Genomic DNA, 18,902 nt, shown 5'->3' with positions numbered 1-18,902 from the left:
ACATAATAGGAAATATTTTGGCTAATGATATGTACTGTATAAACATATCCAAGAAGGAAAAATCACAAAACTGTGATTTTTCCTAATCCTGATTTGGAAGATATATTATAAACTTGCTTCCTTGTCTATTTAGTAGCATGGATTCAATTGCATGTCAGGGACGCCCGGTACACTCTGAGCAACACGATTCCCATATTGACAAACACAAATAACAGGATCAAATTCACAGGTAGATACCCTCTGATTACATCTCCAAGCACTGCTATACATGAAAGGCTTCCAATCAAAAACATTTGTGAAATTTCGTTCCACATTTTTTTGTATTGTTTTATTGTTTCCATAATTATCGCCATTAAGATTCCCGCAATGAAAAGCACAGCTACGATTGCCAGAATCCTGATAACCCATACTTCTCCACCTGCATATGCTATTTTCTGGTTAAATCCATTATCATAAGTTGGATATACCAGCCATTTACAAAATTGAACATACCACATGAATGGAGTCATGAAAAAATCTATGAAATCATGTTGAAAAGCACCATTCTGTAGAATTGCAAACAGAACTACCGTAATGTATCCCATTCCCCAGAAATACTCCATAGCCTTCATGTTTTCCGTTCTGTCCTTTACTTCTTTTTTCGCTTTACGGATTTCCAGCTCAGCACGTTTCTTTTCGTTACGGGCTTTGGATTCTGCCTGCTCCATCTTTTTCTCTGCTTCTTTTTGTTTCTTCTGTGCTTCATCCACTGCTTCAACAGATGATTTATTCACCTGTATCTGTAATTTAGAGTTCTGGTCCCGAACGTCTTTTATTTCTTCTTCGAGCTGCTCTTGCTCGCTCCTGCTCATTAAGCCATTTCTGTTTCTCAGATCGTCGTTGTTCTGCTGAAGCGATTGATTCAGCTTCTGCGTTTCGGACAGTTCGGTTGTCAGACGCTGAATTTCTACGGTTGATTTCCGAACTTCTTCTCGCAATCTCTGCCTGTCGGATAAGATCGTCTGTTTCTCTTCTTCCAGTGTCTGGATCTGCTTTTTCTGTGTTCGCATGAACGCTTTCGCTTTCTCGAAACTCTGTACGAGAATATCCCTCTCCACTTTGAGTTTGATCGGCGATTCCTCTGGCGTCTTTGATGGCTGCGTCAAGCTCTCTGTAATAGTTTCTGAGTTCTTCGTCTGCTCTGCTGTCTCTGTCGGCTGCAACTCTGGATTTTTCCCTATTTCCATTAAATTCATTCTCTAGTCCCTCCTTGCTGATATCCAAATGAAATGTTTTGAACAGATTACTGTCACGTACTTTCTTTCCCTCTTGGTTCTGAAAAGTAATGTGCTTCCGTTTCTCTGTCCAGTTTACGTTCCATCCGAACTGCTTCATTTTTTCTATAAACTTTTCTTTGCTGATACAATTTTCCAGTGCTTTTAACACTGCCATTGCACAGTCCGCTACAAAGCTATCCTTTACCTGCTGACGGAACAGATTATATTTGTCTTTGCTCCATGCAATGACTTCCCCTTTTTCAATCTGACTTCCATCAAAATGCTTTCCTTTTTCGGCAACGGTCAGTCCTCGTTCCCGGCACATCTGATTGGTAAGCTGTTTCATACGTTCCAGATCTTTTCTGGTGTTATGCAGCTTTCTCCCATCTTCATAACTCACTGAATTAGTAACCAAATGGCAGTGGACATGGTCTTTATCCTTATGCACAGCCACTAAGGTCTGGAATCCACTGAACCAATTTTCTGCAAACTCTTTTCCAAATTCAAATGCCTGCTCCGGGGTGATCTGCTCATCCTTATGCCAGGAAATAATGTTGTGGGCATACATTCTCCCTGTATCTTTATTCCACATCTTCTTTTCTTCCAAAAAGGTTCTGTACACCAGATCATAATTAATTTCATTGTGACAGTACGGGCCTGTTACATAAGTAAGCAGCTCACTTGTCTTGTCCTGCCGTAAAACATATTCAATACAATTTCTCATTGCTCCATGTGTATTTGTCCGCTTATTAATCGTCTTATTAACTGCCATATCCTTTCACTCTCCTTCCGATACTTGAGAATATTTTTATTGAGGAAATACAACATACTGTCGTTTGGGATTTCTCCATCTGTATGCAGTTTTCTTGCAATCTGGTTGATATTTGTCGTAGCTCCCCGGAGCTGACAAAGGATATCCGCAAACATCTGGTTCAGTCTTTTCAGTTCTTCTATTTCCTCTGCCGATGCTATCTTCAAGTCTGCGATTGCTTTTATCACAACTTCCTGCTGTGTTCTTCCGGATTCTTTAACCTTGCTCTGAAACAAATCGTATTCCTCTTTATTCATCCGTATGGTTACTGTATGATTTCGTTTTCTCATAGGCTTTTGTCTCCTTTCATTGCTTGATTTTCATTCTTTGTTAACAGCCACAGCGTTCTGGTGGCATATTGGCAGGAGATTTATAAGAGAGTGCAACGCTCTCTTATACAGGTGCAGGACAGAGTCCTAGTCAATCCGTAAGTATTCCGTAGGAATGTCCAGTGGACATTTCGCAGAAATACTTACGTCATTGACGTGCCGGGGTTCCAAGGGGCAGATCCCTCTGGCAAGTTTAGGAACAGCCCAAAGGCTGTCTCCGGTGCAGAGTGGCTTGCCACTTTGCGAAACTTGCCTGTCATCTCCCCACCACTGAACCGACACCCACCAAGCCATATTTTCCACTCTACGTTATCAGATCAAAATGGAGATGACGGTGGTTTTGTGGTGCAGGGACAGACTGTGAAAAAAATAGAAAAGCTCCCATTTCGATAGATTTTCTCTTTCTGAAACAGGCTGTTCATGCATCACTCCGATGCGAAGTATCGGACAATCATGTGCCGTATCCGGCACTCTATTCTTTTCTTCGCCTTGCTTGTTCCATCCACCCATCTGCCAACGCTTTTCTGTTATATTTTCCTGTAATTTCTGTCTGTCTTTTTCTGACTCTCTTTCCATCTCTGCTAAAAGACCTAAAAATAGCAGTCATAAACATTTCTCCAATTCATAATGTCTGAAATGCCATCACTGCCATTGTCTTTTTCTGCTATTCTGTTTTTGTAAAGCTATTCCTTACTGTCAGTCTGTTTTCCTGTTACTGCTATTTCGTAATTATCTAAAAACTGTCTGCAAAATCCAGTGCTGCATCCATATCAGCTTCTTTCTCCCAGTCCAGATTATCTTCTGCAATCTCTCCATCCGTTTTCTCCATTGTTAGTGTTCTGTCCGGCAGATTAATTTCTCCTACCGATTCTTTTACAAACGGTACAAGCATTTCCATCAGATTCTTCGCTATAGCCATCGGGACGGATTCTTTCACTCCATCCCGGATAGCTGTTTCCACCCTTTCCAGAAACGCATCTTCCTTTTCTCTGGTTTCCAGATACGGATCTGCTTCATTCCTGTACTCTTTGGAAAAATAATCGTTTAAAGCAACTACAACTGCTCTGGTGTATGATTTATATTTTTCCCTGTCCATCGTCTGCAAATATTCCCATGCCTGCCTGTCTTGTTCATCACTAAGATTCAAACGGATATTTGTATTGATGATTTTCCGTTCTTTTCTCATACAAGCATCCCTCCGTTTCTCTGGATTTTCCTTACGGTCATTGCTTCATAACCTTTCGCTGTGGCACAGATGTCCCGTACAATCGTCACTCGGTTCTTGTCATATTCTCCGAAGTTCTGGATCATACAACCGCCACCGCCCACTACATACAGACGCATCAGTTCTGGATTATATTCCCGTTCTCTCAGCTTATGGAAAATTTCTTTCGTATAATCTCCGGCAGCTTTGCGAATGACTGTCAGATATTTCTCACCAATATCTGCTGTCCCGGTACGGATCACCTGCTCAATCACCAGATCATCCACCACTGTGCCCAGTTCTTTCAACAAAGATTCCCTGACTGCAAGCACACACTGGTGCGTTCCATATTTCTCTGTAAAGCATTTCTTCTCTAATGGACGGGAATTATTGATATACATGATATTCATAGTTCCGTTTCCAATATCTGCCAGCATGTTGATACCTTTAAAATCCTGTAAGCGGTAAAAGGCTGCTGCAAATCCCTGTGGGTAAATATCAGCACCTGCAAACTCCACATGATATTCTTTATTGCGGAATGTAAAATCCACACATTCATTCTGGAGAAGATATTTCTGGAAATCTTCTTTCTGTGTAGCTACCCAGGTAAGTGGAAGTCCGGCTGCAATGTGTACCTTTGCCCGATTCATACCTTTCCCATCCAGTTCCCTTGCGATAGCCGCCAGTGTCAGCACATAATAGTCCTCGTCCTGCGTTTTTTCTGCACAGAACTCCTTGTGTTCCTCTCCGATCTGGTAATACATGCCATTGTAAACAAGAAGATTGTTCTGAAAGATTGGCTCCTTGTCATATCTGGCTACACCGGATGGAAAGCATCTGGTGGCTGTTTTCATGTTTCCATACCCATGATCAATCCCGATCACCATAACTGTCTCATTATTGTTGTTTTTCATCATTCTCATAATCATACCTCATACTTTCTTAATATTTATTTTTGACTTTCTCCCAAATTTGGGAAAAACCTATATTTGTATCAGCTAAAATGTTGATACATAAAAAGGGCAGTCAGTGTAAAAAAAGCAAAATTTTATGTACTCTGGCAGCTATCTTTGTTATTTCTCCTGCTCCGGTAACATTTCTTTTTGCTTATTTTGCCCTAAATACCCTTAATTCCCTGATTCATATTTAATTGTAACTGTTTATAATCTGTATCTGTTTCTTCAAAAGGTATTCTTTCTTCTGGATCTACAGGACAAAAATCTTCTTCCTTAACTGCAATATCCTGATAATAGAACTCACCATTGTACTGCTTCAGAAGGAAACCTTTATCTGTCATATTCCTGAAAAAGTTGGATTTACCATGCCCCTGTCTGCCATTATCTTTGCAGTATTCCTCATACATATGGAACACTTCACTTCGTTTCAGACGTTTTCCTTTGGCACGCACCAATGACTCATCAATAAAAGCACAGATACTGTCAGATGACCGCTGTACCTCTCTTACACATTCTTTGCTGTGTTCGCTCTCCGTGAACTTTCCCTGTTCGTACAGATTTTTCAATGCAATCATCGCCATATGAATTGCATAATCGGATTCTGCCTGTACCTTTTCCTTTAAGTGCAGATCTTTTTCACCACTTTTTACTACCCGGTTCATATCAAGAATCAGTAGTCTACGGTAAAAAGCATCTGACTTATCCTCAAGATTCTGCGGCATTTCATTGGTAGAAAAAAGCAGCTTTGCATAAGAGTGGAAATGAATTGCATCCTGTCCTTTTTTCTCATAAATCAGTGTGTCCTCACCGACTGCTTTCTTTAATACATCTGTATTCTCCATTGCCTTGCATGGAATATCCGCACAGGCATTTAACAGCTTTCCATACATTCCAGTCGCATAGAATCGTTTGTTCAAATCCTGTAAAGAAATGCTGGACATATTGGTGATTCCAACTACATGCTGGATCAGTGATACTGCCACAGACTTTCCGGTTCCACCATTTCCTTTCAATGTAAGGAATTTCTGAAACTGCGTATCCTGTGTCATGCAGTATCCAAAATACTCCCAGAATGTCTGCTGTTCTTCTTTATTTGGAAGAGACGATGCCAGATACTTTTTGATATTTTCTCCACCTTGTAACACCTGCTCACAATCCTCTGGATAATAGGGAAATGGAATCTGATTGATTGTCAGATAATCCGGATTGTGTTCCAGCATTTCACCCGTAACCGGATCATAATATCCATTTTTGAAGTTGATCCACCTCACAGGTTGTTTATTTAGTTCATATGCCTCTCGGTGAACTTTTGGCTGTGCGATCAGCAGATTATAGATTCTTTTGATCACTCCACTCTGTACCTGGTCACGATAGATCAGCTTCTGGATACGGTATTTCATTCTTACCCCATCATGGTCTTCCAGGAAAACACCATGCTCATAATAATACGGTGTGATTCCTACCACAAAAAACTGAACATTCTCCACCAGATAATCTACAATCTCCATATCCCGAACGCCTTTCACATTTCCTTTTGCATCAAATAAGTGAAAACGACTCAGTTCCGGTTCTTCTCTCGGATCTCGTTCAAAACGCAGAATATACTGTTCCAGTAATTTCTCAACTTCTTTCTGATTATCCAGTTTGCCAAGATACTCTTTCTCTTTGAACAACTGCCAGCCTGCTTTTCCGTCGAGACCAGCGTCTTTGAAAAATGTCTGTAACTTATCATTCATCCACTTCACTGTACAGGCAGCCACATAATGATAGGCACTCTGACAGCTTCCAGTAAACTGAATAGACCTCATTTCCTCTATAAAAGAATCTGCACTGAAATAATATCCGTCATCTTCCTGCACCAGACAGATTGCCTGATATCCTGACATTACAATATTCAACGCTATATCCTGATTGTCCACCAGAAAGATATAGGTTTGTGCTGTCCCTTCTGGATTGGTTTCCATATAATGCTTCAAAAACTTCTTGTTCAAACTTATCACTTCCTTTCAGGCAAAGAAAAAGACGCAAGCCATATTTTATGACTCACGCCTTACTTCGCTCACAATATTCTATTTTTATCAGTTACCTGCCAGATTGGTTACTGGCAATCCTTATGCATAAATCAATTCTTTCAAGATAATCTCCTCTGCAATCGCTCTGTGCTGATTAGCTGCTCTTACCCATGCCATCTGATCTTTCTCCTTATCTGGCAGTGGTTCTTTTTCTTCCAACTGCTCCAAGATTACTTCTTCCCGTTCTCTTGCTGCCTTGTCCACTTCCAGAAGATGCTCGCCAATCGTATCCTGTAAAAGCATCACCTGATACGTTGAGTTTCGATGGTTCTTCAGATAATCTCTGCGAAGAAATCCATATTTGCCAAGTTGCTCCATCTGCTCACCGGATTTATAGGTGAGATTCGGAATCAGGTATCCATTTACATTTGTATAAGTCAGTTTCATATCCCTATGACCTCTCTTTCGTTTAAACTGTTGTCTGTAACAGAACCAACTGTTCATGTTACGTCATTGCTACAAATCTTTCTTTCCATATCATTTTGAATCCAACCCGGGCAGATTTTCTTCAAAATCATGGTAAAAGTGCTTCGTTTCTGTGTTGGGAAAATGAACGGAAACACTTGATTTTACTGACTTTCTTCAATGTAACCTTATTATAACGTCCTCCCCATACCCCACCCTCTCATTCGGCCATTCTGTATAACCGGGAAGATGGCGGGCGCCGCGGATGAGGTAGGCCTTTACCTTTTCCCCATAAAGAAAGGGGTCGTTTCCGTCTACAATGCCCCACTGCATCAAAAGCGCCGCGCTCCCCGTGACAAATGGGGCTGCAAAGGAGGTTCCTGTCACCGCTTCATATCCCCCTCCTGCTTTTGCGGTGATGATATCGACTCCGGGAGCAGCCAGATCCGGCTTTACCTGCCTGGTCTGCCTGGTAAAGCCACGGCCGGAAAAATCCGCATATGCCAGATTTGAATCATTATATGCTCCTACAGAAATAACCCCTGATGCTGTGGAAGGAATCGTAAGTGTTGTCTCCGGCACCGGACGAAGAAAACGGGTGGAGGGATTTAAAATCCGGCCTGAAGGAAGCCAGAAATCATAATGGCCTGTGACAAGCTCTATTGGTGTCAGCTGAAAGGTCCAGATCCCGCTGTCGGTGTAATCCTTCAAAGGAATAAAATCAAAGTAAACCTCCTGAGCCCGGCTGTAGGGACTGGGCTTTCCATAATAGATCAGAATACGTGTATTTCCATTTTCCAGTCTTTGAGGCCCCAGCCGTTCTTCAATCGGCCCCAGGCTCCGTCCATCAGGCGCTGTAAGGAGAATGGAAAACTGATCTGCATAGGACTTCCAGAGCTGTACACTGAAACTGGTCTCAAAGGGAGCTACAGACAGCTCAATCCTTTCCCTTTCTCCAATGACAAGCTGTCCCGCCATGTGGCCTGCTGACGCTCCTTCGTTTCCCGTACCTGTGACAATTACATTTCGGCTGTAATTGGAGGCTTCATTCATAAAGGTTTCCAGGAGGCTGGTTCCGTCATGGGAACCATAGGTATTTCCAAAGCTGACATTAACAGCCACCGGGCGCTCAAGCAGAATGGCTCTCTTTAATATAAAATCCAGGCCTTCCATAAGCTGAGTGGTCCTGGGAAAACTGTCCTTGGGAGAAGTTCCCAGCTTTACTGCAATAAGCTCGCTTTCATAGGCCACTCCCCGGTAAACTCCATCACTTCCCCGTCCGTTTCCCGCAGCTATGGCTGCCGCTGCGGTGCCGTGGCCGCTGACATCCACAGAAGGCACTATGTTAAGAGCCGCTCTCCTGTCATTTTGTTCCCCATATGCTGCCAGCGCCCGGTTTATGTCCTCTCTGTTATACACTTCTCCCAGATCCTGATCCCACAGATACAAAATCCGGGTACTGCCGTCTTCATTTCTGAAATCCGGATGAAGATAATCGATTCCTGAATCAATGATTCCCAGGATCACCCCTTTTCCCGTAAGCCCGTGCTCCAGGACGCCTGTAAGGCTGCCCGGCTCCGTTCCAGATGGCCTTCCTCCCTCTCTTCTCCCCGGCTGAATCCCCAAAAGACAAGAGGCTGCCTTTGCCATATCCATGGTAAAGAACAGCCTCTTTGGTTTTTCGATATACTGAATCTCACGAATACCGCTGACCTGGTCTAAGAGCCCCTGGGGAACTCTGGCAATGGCATATCCGTTAAAAAGTTCTCTCACCGTGACTCCCTGATCCGAAAGCTCTCTCAGGCGGTTCAGATTTCCCGAATAACGCAGGATCAGCTCCCATGTTTTATCTTCCGGATCGTATCCTATTTCCAGATTTTCTGATTTAAGACGTTCTTCCTCTGAAGCACTTAAAGCCAGATTTAAAAGATTTTCCCGCTTCTGATCCACTACATCCAAAGACATATTCCTCCCGGAAGAATCATCCCCTCAGCAGGGCTTTTTCCCTCTGAGTCTATGTCCCGGGCATTCGTATTATACCTATTTTTTACCAGATCAAAAATGCTTTTTCTCTAAAACGCAGATTAGCCTCTGTAAGGAAATAATCGCCGTAAATAATCGGAACCTGGCGGTCTGAGGCCCTGTCATACCGTGCAGAACCTCCGTCCAGGATCGAATCCTTATCAGGATCCCACTCGCAAAATGCCTGAACCGCCTTCAGGCATCTTAAAGCGGATTGTACATAAAGCGGCTTTTCATATTCTCCCACATGCTCTGAGAGTTCTAAAAGGCCGCAGGCCGCACAGGCTCCGGCAGTAGTGTCAATATAAACCGGCTCCTTCGGCGCCCTGAAATCAAGAAGGGGAATATAGTCATTTAAAGAAACATTTGCCATAAAATAATGAGCCGACCGCTTGGCTGCATCCAGATAGGCCTGATTTTTCGTATAACGGTATGCCAGAGCCATCCCGTAAATGGCCCAGGATTGGCCTCTGCTCCAGGAGGAGCCGCTTTCATATCCCTGTCCTCCGGGATTATCTTTATATTCCCCTGTTTCGGGATCAAAATCCACCATATGATTACTGGAACCGTCAGGCCGCAGAATATAGTGCAGGGCCATTTCCGTATGCTCTATGGCAATCTGCTTCCAGGCAGGAGACTCATTTTCCTGTGCTGCCCAATATAAAAGCGGCAGATTCATAAGACAGTCCACAATGGCAACTCCCTGCCGTACTCCATTCCAGGCCCGGATATAATGTCCGGCCGGATTGTACCTTCCGGCCAGAATCCCGGCTGCATGGAGGCCTCTCTTTCTGGAGGTTTCATTGCCTGTAAGCCTCCAGTCGGCTACCGCCGTGTGAAGCCACAGAAAACCCACATCATGATCCAGTTTTACAAATTCCTCAAGGGCAGCGTCCAGGCGCTCCTCTATCCCCTCTGCGGCCCTGCGGAACTCTTCCTCTTTAAATGCGTGATACATCTGCCACAGCATACCGGCATAAAAGCCGTTCGTCCAGGCAGTCAGTTCTCTGGCCCCCATATCATAGTAACAGCCATGCTCCGGCACATAGGGCATGATGCTCCCAAGCCTCAGGCACTGGGTCTTAAGCTTTGCATACAACTTTTTCTCCAGGCCTTTAAACCATTCCTCTGTTTCATTATCAATCCCGTAAGGCATAGCAGTTTCCTCCTCCGATCACAATATCCTTCTGTGTAAAAGAAGCTGTAACCATACTTTCAAATTCCGTAACGCCCGGCTCAATAGCAAGATGTACCGCAGGAATACGCACATTTGGAAAAATCAGGTTCATATTGGAAAAAGGACGGATCACCGTTCCCTGACCCATGGAAGCACTCAGACGGCTTTCACCATTTTCATCCCACACTGCCGCCATATGCTCCTCTTCTGTCTGGCTGGTCTGCTCCATGCAGTCCGGATAGGAAAATCCACAGTCATAGGCCTCACAAGACAGCTGGCTTACAATCCTGTGCCTGCACAGATGGCCTCCCTCTGCCAGAATCAGCCAGGTTTCCACTTCAATTCCCTCTATGGGACTCCATCTTGCATAAACTTCCGTTTCTGTTACCCTATGCTCCAGACACCTGCGGCGCACATAGTACATTCCATGGACATAAAATGCCAGCATACTGTCTGTCCCGGCCTGCTCCAGACAATGGAAGGAACGGGATACGCAGTATCCAAACACGGTAGAATAAGCAAACTTGGCATATTTTTCCGCCGCCATGGGATGCTCCATGGTAGGATACTGTCCGGCTGTAAGAGCCACTGCCTCATGAGGCCTGTGGCAGATCAGCATATCGCATTCCCGGATACATTGAACCGGCTCAAGGGAAGGAAGAGACTCCTCCTCTGCCTGCCAGAAGGGATGATCGTCCGGCAGAGCCAAAAATACAAAGGCCTTTAAGGCCCAGTAGGGAGAACCGGGAGCATTATATGTCTCAGACATAAGAAGGTTTGGATAGGTATAACCTACCGTCAGGATTCCTCCATTATCAAAAATCGGCTGCTTCATCCAGTAATCCAGATGACGGGCCACAATCCCCTTCATCACGCCCCAGGAAATACACTCCACTCCTGCCAGGGCACAGGCGGAAAAAAAGGCTGCCTGTGCAAACCGGTAAGTCAGAGAACGGCCAAAGGGCAGGGCCTTTCCCTCATCATCAAACCAGTAGATAAAGCTCTCTGAAAATGTCTTTGCGCGTTCCTTAAAAAGAGCCGTATGCTCCGGATCTTCCTTTTCCATAAACCGTGCATACAGCAGACAGTAAAAATGAATGCCAAAGGACACATAATAATCCTTCTGAGGCCGTTTCCGTCTGAATACCAGCCGTTTCCCAGATAAAAGGACTCATAGCGGTCCATGGCTTTTTTCACTTCTTCAGGATTCCATTTCTTTCCCACGCTCTTTAGCGCCAGATTGACAATCACCTTAAAGTAATGCCAGTTATTATCCGCCTGAGAATAAAGATTGATCTGATACAGCCAATCTGCCAGATGATCCTTTGATGCCTCACTTAACGGCTCCCACAGCTTTTCCGGCACCAGTAAAATGCCATAGCTGATAGCCGCCATTTCCACCATCCGCTGATCCTTATTGTGAAGATCTCCTCAGTAGGAAGAAGCCTCAGGATCCGTTCCTGCCGCCAGTCCTTTCTGGTAAACTGAAAGAAGGCTTTCGTCTTCTCCTCCCCCGGCCCAGTAGGAGGCCAGCCCCCATAAAACCCTGGAAAATCCTTCCATTTCTGCAATTCGGTTTCCATATCCTGCCGAAAATGCTCCCAGATAAAGTCCGGACCCGTCATCAGTATAATGACGGGTCAGAGGGCGTATCATTTTAAGGAGCATCTTCTGATAATCCGCTTTCTTCTTCATATCATTCTCCTTTTGTATCTCTTATTCTGCTTTCAATTCGTCTAAAATCTCCTGATACTGCTCCATTAAGGACTTTGCAGCTTCCTCAGTTTTCTGTTCCTGCCGGTTCCCCCTAATCCAAATGAAACACCGGCGCAAGATCAACGCTTACAGGACTGTTATCCTCGTTTGTTTCCATAATATCCGCCATAAAGTCCCACCATTTTCTGTTAATGGGCGTATCGACGGAGGCGGCCCAGAGCGCTTCATCCTCGATTTCAATATAGCCGTAAAGCACATGGGTTTCCCGGTCTAAATAGATGGAATAATTATGGCCTCCGTGAGCGTGGATCATTTCCTTCATTTCCGGCCAAAGCAGGTTGTGACGCTTTTCATACTCCTCTTCCATGCCCGGATATAAAAACATCTTAAAGGCTTTTCGGATCATGCAGATGCCTCCTTTATTTCTCGTATAAAAACTTCTCCGGCAGAGTTACATGAAAATCCTTTGCCAGATCCCTGAAATTCTGAGGAGTGATGGTCTGAAGCTTATCCGGGCGCATGGACAGCATCTTAACCAGAATCTCCGCAGATTTTTCTACGGTATGCATCAGTCCAAAGGTGATGTCAAAGTCCTCGCCTGCGGCAAAGGTTCCATGATGCGCCCAAATAGCCACATCATACTGTTTCATAAGCTCACTGGTAGCCACCGCGATATCCCGGCCGCCGGGAACCATCCAGGGCACAACGCCGATACCGGCAGGGAATACGACCGGACATTCCGTTGCCATTTCCCAGAGCTCTCTTGTAAATACCTCATCTTTCAGAGGCAGTACAAAGGTGAGGGCAATCACATTCACCGTATGGGCATGATAGATTACCCGGTATGCACCGTTTGTTGCGATTTTCTTTACTTCATGGTTCATCAGGTGGGAAGGGAGCTCGCTGGTTGGCTTTCCGCCGTTTACTAACCCCCATACGATGCGGTAATTCTCTCCTGCCTGATCTAACTCGATCATGCAGATGGAATCCTCAGGCTTAATAATTACATTTCTGAGATACTTTCCGCTGCCTGTTACAAGGAAATACTCTCCGCCCAGAGCTGGAACTGTAGTTCCGATGGGACGCCATTCCTTTGGCTCTAATTCTTCCTTTACGCTCTCTACTTCCTCATCCTTTACACGGTAGGATATATTTCCTCCATTTCTCTCATGCCATCCCTGCTCCCAGCCGTCGTTTGCCATGCGGATAAAACCCTGAACAAATTCTGCATCTAAAAATCTCATTTTCAATTTCCTCCTTATTTTCTCTGTGACAGTACGTCTTTCTCATATATTTTTACTTTTTCAAACCAGCTCTGGTCACTTTCCACACCGCACTGACGGCAGTATTCATTCCATACATCGCCCAATGGATACAGCTTTAACTCCTCCTGCATCATCATAAGCTCTGTCATGCGGTTCTCATCCTGAAGCTCCTTTAACAGAGCTGCCGGCGTAAGAAGTGCGGACAGCAGTGCTTTCTGGAAGCTTCTAAAGCCCACAGCCCATGCAGAAATACGGTTGATGCTGGCGTCAAAGTAATCCAGCGCAATATAAACACGGTCTAAGGCGTTATTTCTTACGATCTCCTTTGCGATTTCCTTTGTCTCATCATCAAAAAGCACCACATGGTCGCTGTCCCAGCGCACCGGACGGGTCACGTGAAGGGCAATCTCCGGGAAGAAGCAAAGAAGGGCGGGAATCTTGTCAGAGACCATCTCTGTAGGGTGATAATGTCCGTTGTCCATTAAGGGCAGTACTCCTTTATGGGTTGCTGCAAAGGAAAGGGCAAATTCGGCGGAGCCTGCCGTATAAGATTCAACGCCGATACCGAATACCTTGGACTCTACACAGGGCTTAACAAGCTCTGGATCGTACGGCTCTGATAAAATCTCCTCAATCGATTCCTTATAGCGCATTCTGGGACCCATCCGGTCTGCAGGCACATCCTTAAAGCCGTCGCCTGTCCAGATATTCATTACGCATGGAACTCCTGTCTCCTGAGCGAAATACTGGGAAATACGGATGCAGGCCTTTCCATGGCGGATCCAGAACTCCCTCGTTTCCTTATCAGGACTGGATAAGGTCTGTCCGTCCTTTACCTTTTCATGGGAGAAGAAGGTAGGGTTAAAATCAATGCCCATATTGTGCTTTTTGGCAAATTCCACCCACTTCGCAAAATACTTTGGCTCTAGCTGATCCCTGTCTGCATTCTCCCCCTCCTCAAAAATGGCATAGCTTGCATGGAGGTTTAATTTCTTTTTGCCCGGCATCAGGCTCATAGCCATCTCCATGTCATCCATCAGCTCCTGAGGCGTTCTGGCTCTTCCCGGATAGTTTCCTGTGGTCTGGATACCGCCGGTTAGGGGGCCGTCCTGATCAAAGCCCTTTACGTCATCTCCCTGCCAGCAGTGAAGGGAAACAGGAATGTTTTTTAAGGTCTGGATCACCTGGTCTGTGTCGATTCCCAGGCTTTTATACATCTCTTTTGCTGATTCATAGCGTTCTGTCTGATTCATAACAATTCTCCTTTCGATTGATTCTGGTTATCATTCCGGCATATATTCATGGATGGAAAATGACGTTCCCACACACCTGCGGGCCTGTTCTAAGGTGTCAAATTCTCCTTTTTGAATCATCTGAGCCATCAGATTTCCGATGGCCGTGGCTTCTCCCGGCCCTGCAAGCACCCGGCGGCCAGATTTCTTAGCAGTCAGGCGGTTTAAATACTCCGCATTGGAACCACCGCCCACGATACAGATAGTATTATAATGACTGCCCGTAAGGCCTTCGATTTCCTCTGCGGTCTCTCTGTAGCTGTCGCTTAAGCTTTCATACACCACTGCGGCCAGTTCATCCGGTGTTTCAGGAACCGGATGCCCGGTCTTTGCACACATTTCCCGGATCGCCCGGATCATGGAATCCGGCGCTAAGAATACCGGATCATTTACGTCCACTCTGGAGGGGAAATCGCTGCGCCTGGAAGCCATGGCGCACAGCTCTGCAAAAGAATACTTATTTTCCAGTTCCTTTCTCACAGACTGGATCATCCACAGTCCCATAATGTTTTTAAGATAACGGTAACGATATTCATATCCGCCCTCATTGGTGAAATTCCGTTTCCGGCTCTCTTCGGTACAGATGGCTGTTTTATTTTCAATTCCCATCAAGGACCAGGTACCGGAGCTGATATAGAGGTTTTTATCGCCCTCACCAGGCACTGCCATAACAGCAGAGCCCGTATCGTGGGTAGCGGGAAGAACTACTTCGCAGGAAAATCCCACCTCTTCTTCTATTTCTTTTGTAAAGCTTCCCACCAACCTTCCCGGCTGGCTTAAGGGAAGGAACATTTCCTGGGGATATCCCAGGCGTCCAATCAGCTCCCAATCCCAGTCATTTGTCTGTGCATTTATCAGCTGAGTCGAAGTTGCATTGGTGTACTCCGAACATTTCTGTCCTGTGAGCAGAAAATGAAAATAGTCCGGCAGCATTAAAAAGGTTTTTGCCGCCTTCAGGTGCTCCGGATTATTTTTCTTTACTGCCATCAGCTGATAAATGGTATTAAAGCTCTGCTTCTGGATTCCGGTGCGGCTGTAAAGCTCTTCTTCCGAAATGATCTTATATACATCCTCATCCACTCCCTGAGTGCGGCCGTCACGGTATCCATAGGTTTTTCCCAGTACCTGATCCTTTTCATCCAAAAGCACATAATCCACGGCCCAGGTGTCAATTCCCATAGATACAGGGATCTTTCCCAGTTCCTTACATCGCTTCATTCCTGTCTTGATTTCCTCAAACAGCGCATCCAGATCCCAGCACAGGCTTCCTTCCCGGTCCTTCATGCCGTTTTCAAAGCGCCAGATTTCCTCCAGGATCATTTTCCCGTCCTCTATATGCCCAAGCATATGACGGCCACTGGAAGCTCCGATGTCTATGGCCAGATAATAGCGTTCCATAGCCCTCCTCCTTTTACCGTTTCACCACACGTTTTGTCATGGCTTTATTGTACCTGAAGGCAGCGGGCAAAAAAAGAACGGTTTTTGGCTAAAAAACTGTCCTTATTTGCAGAGTTGTGGTATACTGTGAACAGCAAAAATGCCTTCTGCAGACAGATAAGGGGAGTATTTATGAATGAACGGCTTTTGAGGGAACTGAGCCATATTACAGAAGAAGAACAGGATATCCTTGATGGAAAAACAGGCATAGACCGAACCCTTTATTCAGAAGGCTCTGATTTTGTGATCACCAGCGAAAAGATGCTCAAAGAGGGGCGGCTGATCCAGTTCCGCCCCCACACCCGCTTTGTCTATTTTCCCAGACACACTCACAACTACGTGGAGATGATCTATATGTGTTCCGGTTCTACCACTCATATCATAAATGGCACAGAACTTATCCTTCAAAGAGGGGAACTTCTGATTTTAAATCAGCATGCCTCTCAGGAAATCCTTCCTGCCGGGAAAGAGGATGTGGCCGTCAATTTCATCATTCTGCCGGAATTTTTTGATCAGACCCTTGCAATGCTTGGCTCCGAACAGAGTATGCTGAGGGATTTTGTGGTAGGCTGTCTCCAGACTGCAGACTCTCCCCTGTCCTATCTGCATTTTAAGGTTTCCGACATCCTCCCCGTCCAGAATCTGCTGGAAAATCTGCTCTGGACCCTTTCCCATGAGCTTCAGAATAAACGGCTTATGAACCAGATCACCATGGGGCTTCTCTTTCTGCAGCTTTTAAATTACACTGACCGTATTCAGGCCGGACGCACCTCATTTGAGCAGGAAATTCTCATGCAGGTCTACCAGTATGTGGAGGAGCACTATAAGGACGGAGAGCTGACTTCTCTTGCCGCACGGCTTCACTGCGACTTAACCTGGCTGTCCCGGGCCATCCGCCGTCTCTCCGGCTGCACCTACACAGAGCTGGTTCAAAAAAAGCGGCTGAACCAGGCCTGCTTTCTCCTGCGTTCCACCGCTCTGTCCGTGCTGGATATCAGCATGGCTGTGGGGTATGAAAATTTCAGCTATTTCCACCGGATTTTTAAGCAGACCTTTGGCCAGACTCCCAGACAATACCGGATGGCGTTAAAAAAAGAACCGGAGGAGGGTTAAATCCCTTCCCCGGCTCTTTCTCTTTATTTCAGGAAGCCATTTACGATCTGGGCCTCTGCCTCTGCCTCTGTCAGTCCCAGAGTCATAAGCTTTACGATCTGCTCGCCTGCGATCTTTCCGATGGCAGCCTCATGGATCAGGGCCGCATCAATATTATCAGCCACCAGACCGGGAACTGCTACGATTTTGGCATCGTCCATGATAATGGCGTCACACTCTGTATGGCCGCTGCACTTTGCATTTCCGATCAGATTGGACTTGAATATCTGTTTTGAGTGATCCTTTGCAACAGAACGTGAAACCACGTCTGCGCTGGAGCCGTCTCCGTTTAATTCCACATCATAGGTACTTTCTGCCACCTGATCTCCATGGGTTAAAAGGCGCTCGCGGACCAGAAGCTTTGCACCTGCTGCCAGTACGGCCTTGTTAGTGCGGTTGGTGGAATCTACGCCCTTGATCTGAACCATTTCCATTTCCATCAGGCTATTTTCTTCCATATATACTTCAGAAACGGGATTTAACAAACGTTTTCCTTCCCCGTCTCCCTCGCCATAGTGCTTTTCTACGTATTTAACCTTAGCATTTTTACCTACAAAGAAGCGGTGGATGCCGTCATGCTCCGAATCCTGGACTCCGCAGTTGTGGATGCCGCAGCCTGCCACGATCACCACATCAGCATCATCCCCGATATAGAAGTCATTGTAAACCACTTCCTTTAAGCCGCTGGCGCTTAATACCACCGGAATATGCACGCTCTCATGCTTTGTACCCGCCTTAATGCGGATGTCAATTCCCGGCTTGTCCGTCTTTGTGGTAATGTCAATATTGGCGGTTGTATTTCTTCCTGCCATCTGGCCGTTGGCACGGATATTGTAGGCTCCCTCCGGCACTCCGTGAAGGTCAGCCACTTCCTCTAATAATCTCTCTTCGATCTGATCCATCCTCATGTCCTCCCTTACTGCACGGAATCAAGGAAACCGGAGCAGGCATCCACTGCAGAAGCCGTTCCCATGATCTTTGGCATGATCTCATCCCTTGTACCCTGATTTACGATTTTTCCGTCTGCGATCACAACGATCTCATCGGCAATATTTAAAATACGCTCCTGATGGGAAATGATCAGGATGGAACCCTTTGTATTCTGGCGCATGCGCTCAAATACCTGAATCAGGTTCTGGAAGCTCCAAAGGTCGATTCCCGCCTCAGGCTCGTCAAATACGGACAGCTTTGCCCCTCTTGCAAGAATAGTGGCAATCTCAATGCGCTTTAATTCGCCTCCTGACAGGCTGCCATTGACCTCACGGTTAATATAATCCTTGGCACAGAGTCCTACCTCGGATAAATACTGACAGGCCTCGGACACGGTAAGCTTCTTGCCGGAAGCCAGACGGAGAAGATCGATCACCTGAACTCCCTTAAAGCGAACCGGCTGCTGGAATGCAAAACTGATACCCATCTTTGCACGGTCTGTAATGCTCTTTTCTGTAATGTCCTCCCCGTCAAACCAGATCTTTCCCCCTGTGGGATGCTCGATTCCCATGATCAGTTTAGCCGTGGTGGATTTACCGCCGCCGTTGGGTCCTGTGATCACCACAAATTTCCCATCATCTACTGTCAGGCTTATATCCTTGATAATGCCCTTTTCTCCTTTGTCGTCATTTACTTCAAAGGAGAGATTTTCCAATCTAAGCATAATGACACTCCTACCTCTCTTTTCGTCCCGTTTTAAGGCCAGCCGCATCTGCGGCAAATGGCCACACAACTTACAGTATATACTATTTATGGACAAATTACTATTATAATTTACCTCTTAGGGTAAAAAATGTCTGCTGCATTTATCACATAGC

At 45.6% G+C, this 18,902-nt stretch carries 18 protein-coding genes and 1 pseudogene; 1 reads left to right on the top strand and 18 read right to left on the bottom strand.

The window, feature by feature from the left end; genetic code table 11:
- Positions 1-143: 143 nt before the first annotated feature.
- From BN3656_RS09665 to rhaB, 16 genes and pseudogenes are all read right to left on the bottom strand, one after another.
- The gene (locus tag BN3656_RS09665) at positions 144-851 is read right to left on the bottom strand and encodes a DUF6040 family protein (protein WP_242962979.1); all 708 of its coding nucleotides are present in this window, start codon (positions 849-851) and stop codon (positions 144-146) included.
- A complete protein-coding gene (locus BN3656_RS09660) occupies positions 787-2,028 on the bottom strand; it encodes a relaxase/mobilization nuclease domain-containing protein (protein WP_179297085.1) in 1,242 nt (413 codons plus the stop codon). Before BN3656_RS09660 ends, BN3656_RS09665 begins: the two co-directional genes overlap by 65 nt.
- Positions 1,977-2,357: a plasmid mobilization relaxosome protein MobC gene (gene mobC / locus BN3656_RS09655; RefSeq protein WP_167544874.1), complete on the bottom strand. Its 381-nt coding sequence runs from the start codon at positions 2,355-2,357 to the stop codon at positions 1,977-1,979. Before mobC ends, BN3656_RS09660 begins: the two co-directional genes overlap by 52 nt.
- 351 nt (positions 2,358-2,708) lie before the next feature.
- On the bottom strand, positions 2,709-2,972 hold the full coding sequence (locus BN3656_RS16680) for a hypothetical protein (protein ID WP_066547243.1): 264 nt from the start codon (positions 2,970-2,972) through the stop codon (positions 2,709-2,711).
- Positions 2,973-3,129: 157 nt separating this feature from the next.
- Entirely contained in the window at positions 3,130-3,582 is a 453-nt protein-coding gene (locus BN3656_RS09645) for a hypothetical protein (RefSeq protein WP_066547240.1), read from the bottom strand.
- Positions 3,579-4,523 carry a ParM/StbA family protein gene (locus tag BN3656_RS09640; protein ID WP_066547238.1) on the bottom strand — a complete coding sequence of 315 codons (945 nt, stop codon included), beginning with the start codon at positions 4,521-4,523 and terminating at the stop codon, positions 3,579-3,581. Before BN3656_RS09640 ends, BN3656_RS09645 begins: the two co-directional genes overlap by 4 nt.
- Positions 4,524-4,717: 194 nt before the next feature.
- A complete protein-coding gene (locus tag BN3656_RS09635) occupies positions 4,718-6,547 on the bottom strand; it encodes a phage/plasmid primase, P4 family (RefSeq protein ID WP_347460920.1) in 1,830 nt (609 codons plus the stop codon).
- A gap of 120 nt (positions 6,548-6,667) precedes the next feature.
- Positions 6,668-7,015, bottom strand: coding sequence for a TnpV protein (locus BN3656_RS09630; protein WP_015541855.1), 348 nt, complete (start codon positions 7,013-7,015; stop codon positions 6,668-6,670).
- A 195-nt stretch (positions 7,016-7,210) separates the two neighbouring features.
- Positions 7,211-8,992, bottom strand: a complete 1,782-nt coding sequence (locus BN3656_RS09625) for a S8 family peptidase (protein WP_242962977.1) — start codon at positions 8,990-8,992, stop codon at positions 7,211-7,213.
- 88 nt (positions 8,993-9,080) lie between these two features.
- Positions 9,081-10,211 (bottom strand): glycoside hydrolase family 88 protein, encoded by a 1,131-nt coding sequence (locus BN3656_RS09620; protein ID WP_066547234.1) that lies wholly within the window; start codon positions 10,209-10,211, stop codon positions 9,081-9,083.
- Complete coding sequence (locus BN3656_RS17095) at positions 10,195-10,941, bottom strand: hypothetical protein (protein WP_347461177.1); 747 nt, start codon at positions 10,939-10,941, stop codon at positions 10,195-10,197. The genes BN3656_RS09620 and BN3656_RS17095 overlap by 17 nt, the downstream gene beginning before the upstream one ends.
- 12 nt (positions 10,942-10,953) lie before the next feature.
- Positions 10,954-11,888 (bottom strand): annotated as a pseudogene (locus BN3656_RS17090) (DUF2264 domain-containing protein); the annotation flags it as partial.
- A 151-nt stretch (positions 11,889-12,039) separates the two neighbouring features.
- A complete protein-coding gene (rhaM, locus tag BN3656_RS09600; protein ID WP_066547227.1) occupies positions 12,040-12,354 on the bottom strand; it encodes an L-rhamnose mutarotase in 315 nt (104 codons plus the stop codon).
- Positions 12,355-12,367: 13 nt separating this feature from the next.
- Entirely contained in the window at positions 12,368-13,192 is an 825-nt protein-coding gene (gene rhaD / locus BN3656_RS09595; protein WP_066547224.1) for a rhamnulose-1-phosphate aldolase, read from the bottom strand.
- A gap of 14 nt (positions 13,193-13,206) precedes the next feature.
- Positions 13,207-14,466 carry an L-rhamnose isomerase gene (locus BN3656_RS09590; protein ID WP_066547221.1) on the bottom strand — a complete coding sequence of 420 codons (1,260 nt, stop codon included), beginning with the start codon at positions 14,464-14,466 and terminating at the stop codon, positions 13,207-13,209.
- Positions 14,467-14,496: 30 nt separating this feature from the next.
- The gene (rhaB, locus tag BN3656_RS09585) at positions 14,497-15,903 is read right to left on the bottom strand and encodes a rhamnulokinase (protein ID WP_066547218.1); all 1,407 of its coding nucleotides are present in this window, start codon (positions 15,901-15,903) and stop codon (positions 14,497-14,499) included.
- 171 nt (positions 15,904-16,074) lie between these two features.
- Here rhaB and BN3656_RS09580 point away from each other — a divergent pair, with 171 nt between their 5' ends.
- Complete coding sequence (locus BN3656_RS09580) at positions 16,075-17,055, top strand: AraC family transcriptional regulator (RefSeq protein WP_066547215.1); 981 nt, start codon at positions 16,075-16,077, stop codon at positions 17,053-17,055.
- 23 nt (positions 17,056-17,078) lie between these two features.
- Here BN3656_RS09580 and BN3656_RS09575 read toward each other — a convergent pair whose 3' ends face one another.
- Together BN3656_RS09575 and BN3656_RS09570 are read right to left on the bottom strand one after the other, a co-directional pair.
- Positions 17,079-17,996, bottom strand: a complete 918-nt coding sequence (locus tag BN3656_RS09575; RefSeq protein WP_066547213.1) for a SufD family Fe-S cluster assembly protein — start codon at positions 17,994-17,996, stop codon at positions 17,079-17,081.
- Between the two features lie 14 nt (positions 17,997-18,010).
- Positions 18,011-18,748, bottom strand: coding sequence for an ATP-binding cassette domain-containing protein (locus BN3656_RS09570; RefSeq protein WP_066547211.1), 738 nt, complete (start codon positions 18,746-18,748; stop codon positions 18,011-18,013).
- Positions 18,749-18,902: the final 154 nt, after the last annotated feature.

The organism is Clostridium sp. AT4 (genome assembly GCF_001517625.2).
Lineage (GTDB): Bacteria > Bacillota > Clostridia > Lachnospirales > Lachnospiraceae > Enterocloster.
The sequence above is the reverse complement of the archived record's forward strand: the minus strand, read 5'-3'. Positions and strand labels throughout refer to the sequence as shown.

Excerpts from the sequence above, each read along its gene's own strand:
- BN3656_RS09640 (WP_066547238.1), bottom strand. The coding sequence starts at position 4,523 with ATGAGAATGATGAAAAACAACAATAATGAGACAGTTATGGTGATCGGG.
- BN3656_RS09660 (WP_179297085.1), bottom strand. The coding sequence starts at position 2,028 with ATGGCAGTTAATAAGACGATTAATAAGCGGACAAATACACATGGAGCA.
- BN3656_RS09645 (WP_066547240.1), bottom strand. The coding sequence starts at position 3,582 with ATGAGAAAAGAACGGAAAATCATCAATACAAATATCCGTTTGAATCTT.
- BN3656_RS09665 (WP_242962979.1), bottom strand. The coding sequence starts at position 851 with ATGAGCAGGAGCGAGCAAGAGCAGCTCGAAGAAGAAATAAAAGACGTT.
- BN3656_RS09580 (WP_066547215.1), top strand. The coding sequence starts at position 16,075 with ATGAATGAACGGCTTTTGAGGGAACTGAGCCATATTACAGAAGAAGAA.
- BN3656_RS09630 (WP_015541855.1), bottom strand. The coding sequence starts at position 7,015 with ATGAAACTGACTTATACAAATGTAAATGGATACCTGATTCCGAATCTC.
- BN3656_RS09620 (WP_066547234.1), bottom strand. The coding sequence starts at position 10,211 with ATGCCTTACGGGATTGATAATGAAACAGAGGAATGGTTTAAAGGCCTG.
- BN3656_RS09570 (WP_066547211.1), bottom strand. The coding sequence starts at position 18,748 with ATGCTTAGATTGGAAAATCTCTCCTTTGAAGTAAATGACGACAAAGGA.
- mobC (WP_167544874.1), bottom strand. The coding sequence starts at position 2,357 with ATGAGAAAACGAAATCATACAGTAACCATACGGATGAATAAAGAGGAA.
- rhaM (WP_066547227.1), bottom strand. The coding sequence starts at position 12,354 with ATGATCCGAAAAGCCTTTAAGATGTTTTTATATCCGGGCATGGAAGAG.
- rhaD (WP_066547224.1), bottom strand. The coding sequence starts at position 13,192 with ATGAGATTTTTAGATGCAGAATTTGTTCAGGGTTTTATCCGCATGGCA.
- BN3656_RS09575 (WP_066547213.1), bottom strand. The coding sequence starts at position 17,996 with ATGGATCAGATCGAAGAGAGATTATTAGAGGAAGTGGCTGACCTTCAC.
- rhaB (WP_066547218.1), bottom strand. The coding sequence starts at position 15,903 with ATGGAACGCTATTATCTGGCCATAGACATCGGAGCTTCCAGTGGCCGT.
- BN3656_RS16680 (WP_066547243.1), bottom strand. The coding sequence starts at position 2,972 with ATGGAAAGAGAGTCAGAAAAAGACAGACAGAAATTACAGGAAAATATA.
- BN3656_RS09590 (WP_066547221.1), bottom strand. The coding sequence starts at position 14,466 with ATGAATCAGACAGAACGCTATGAATCAGCAAAAGAGATGTATAAAAGC.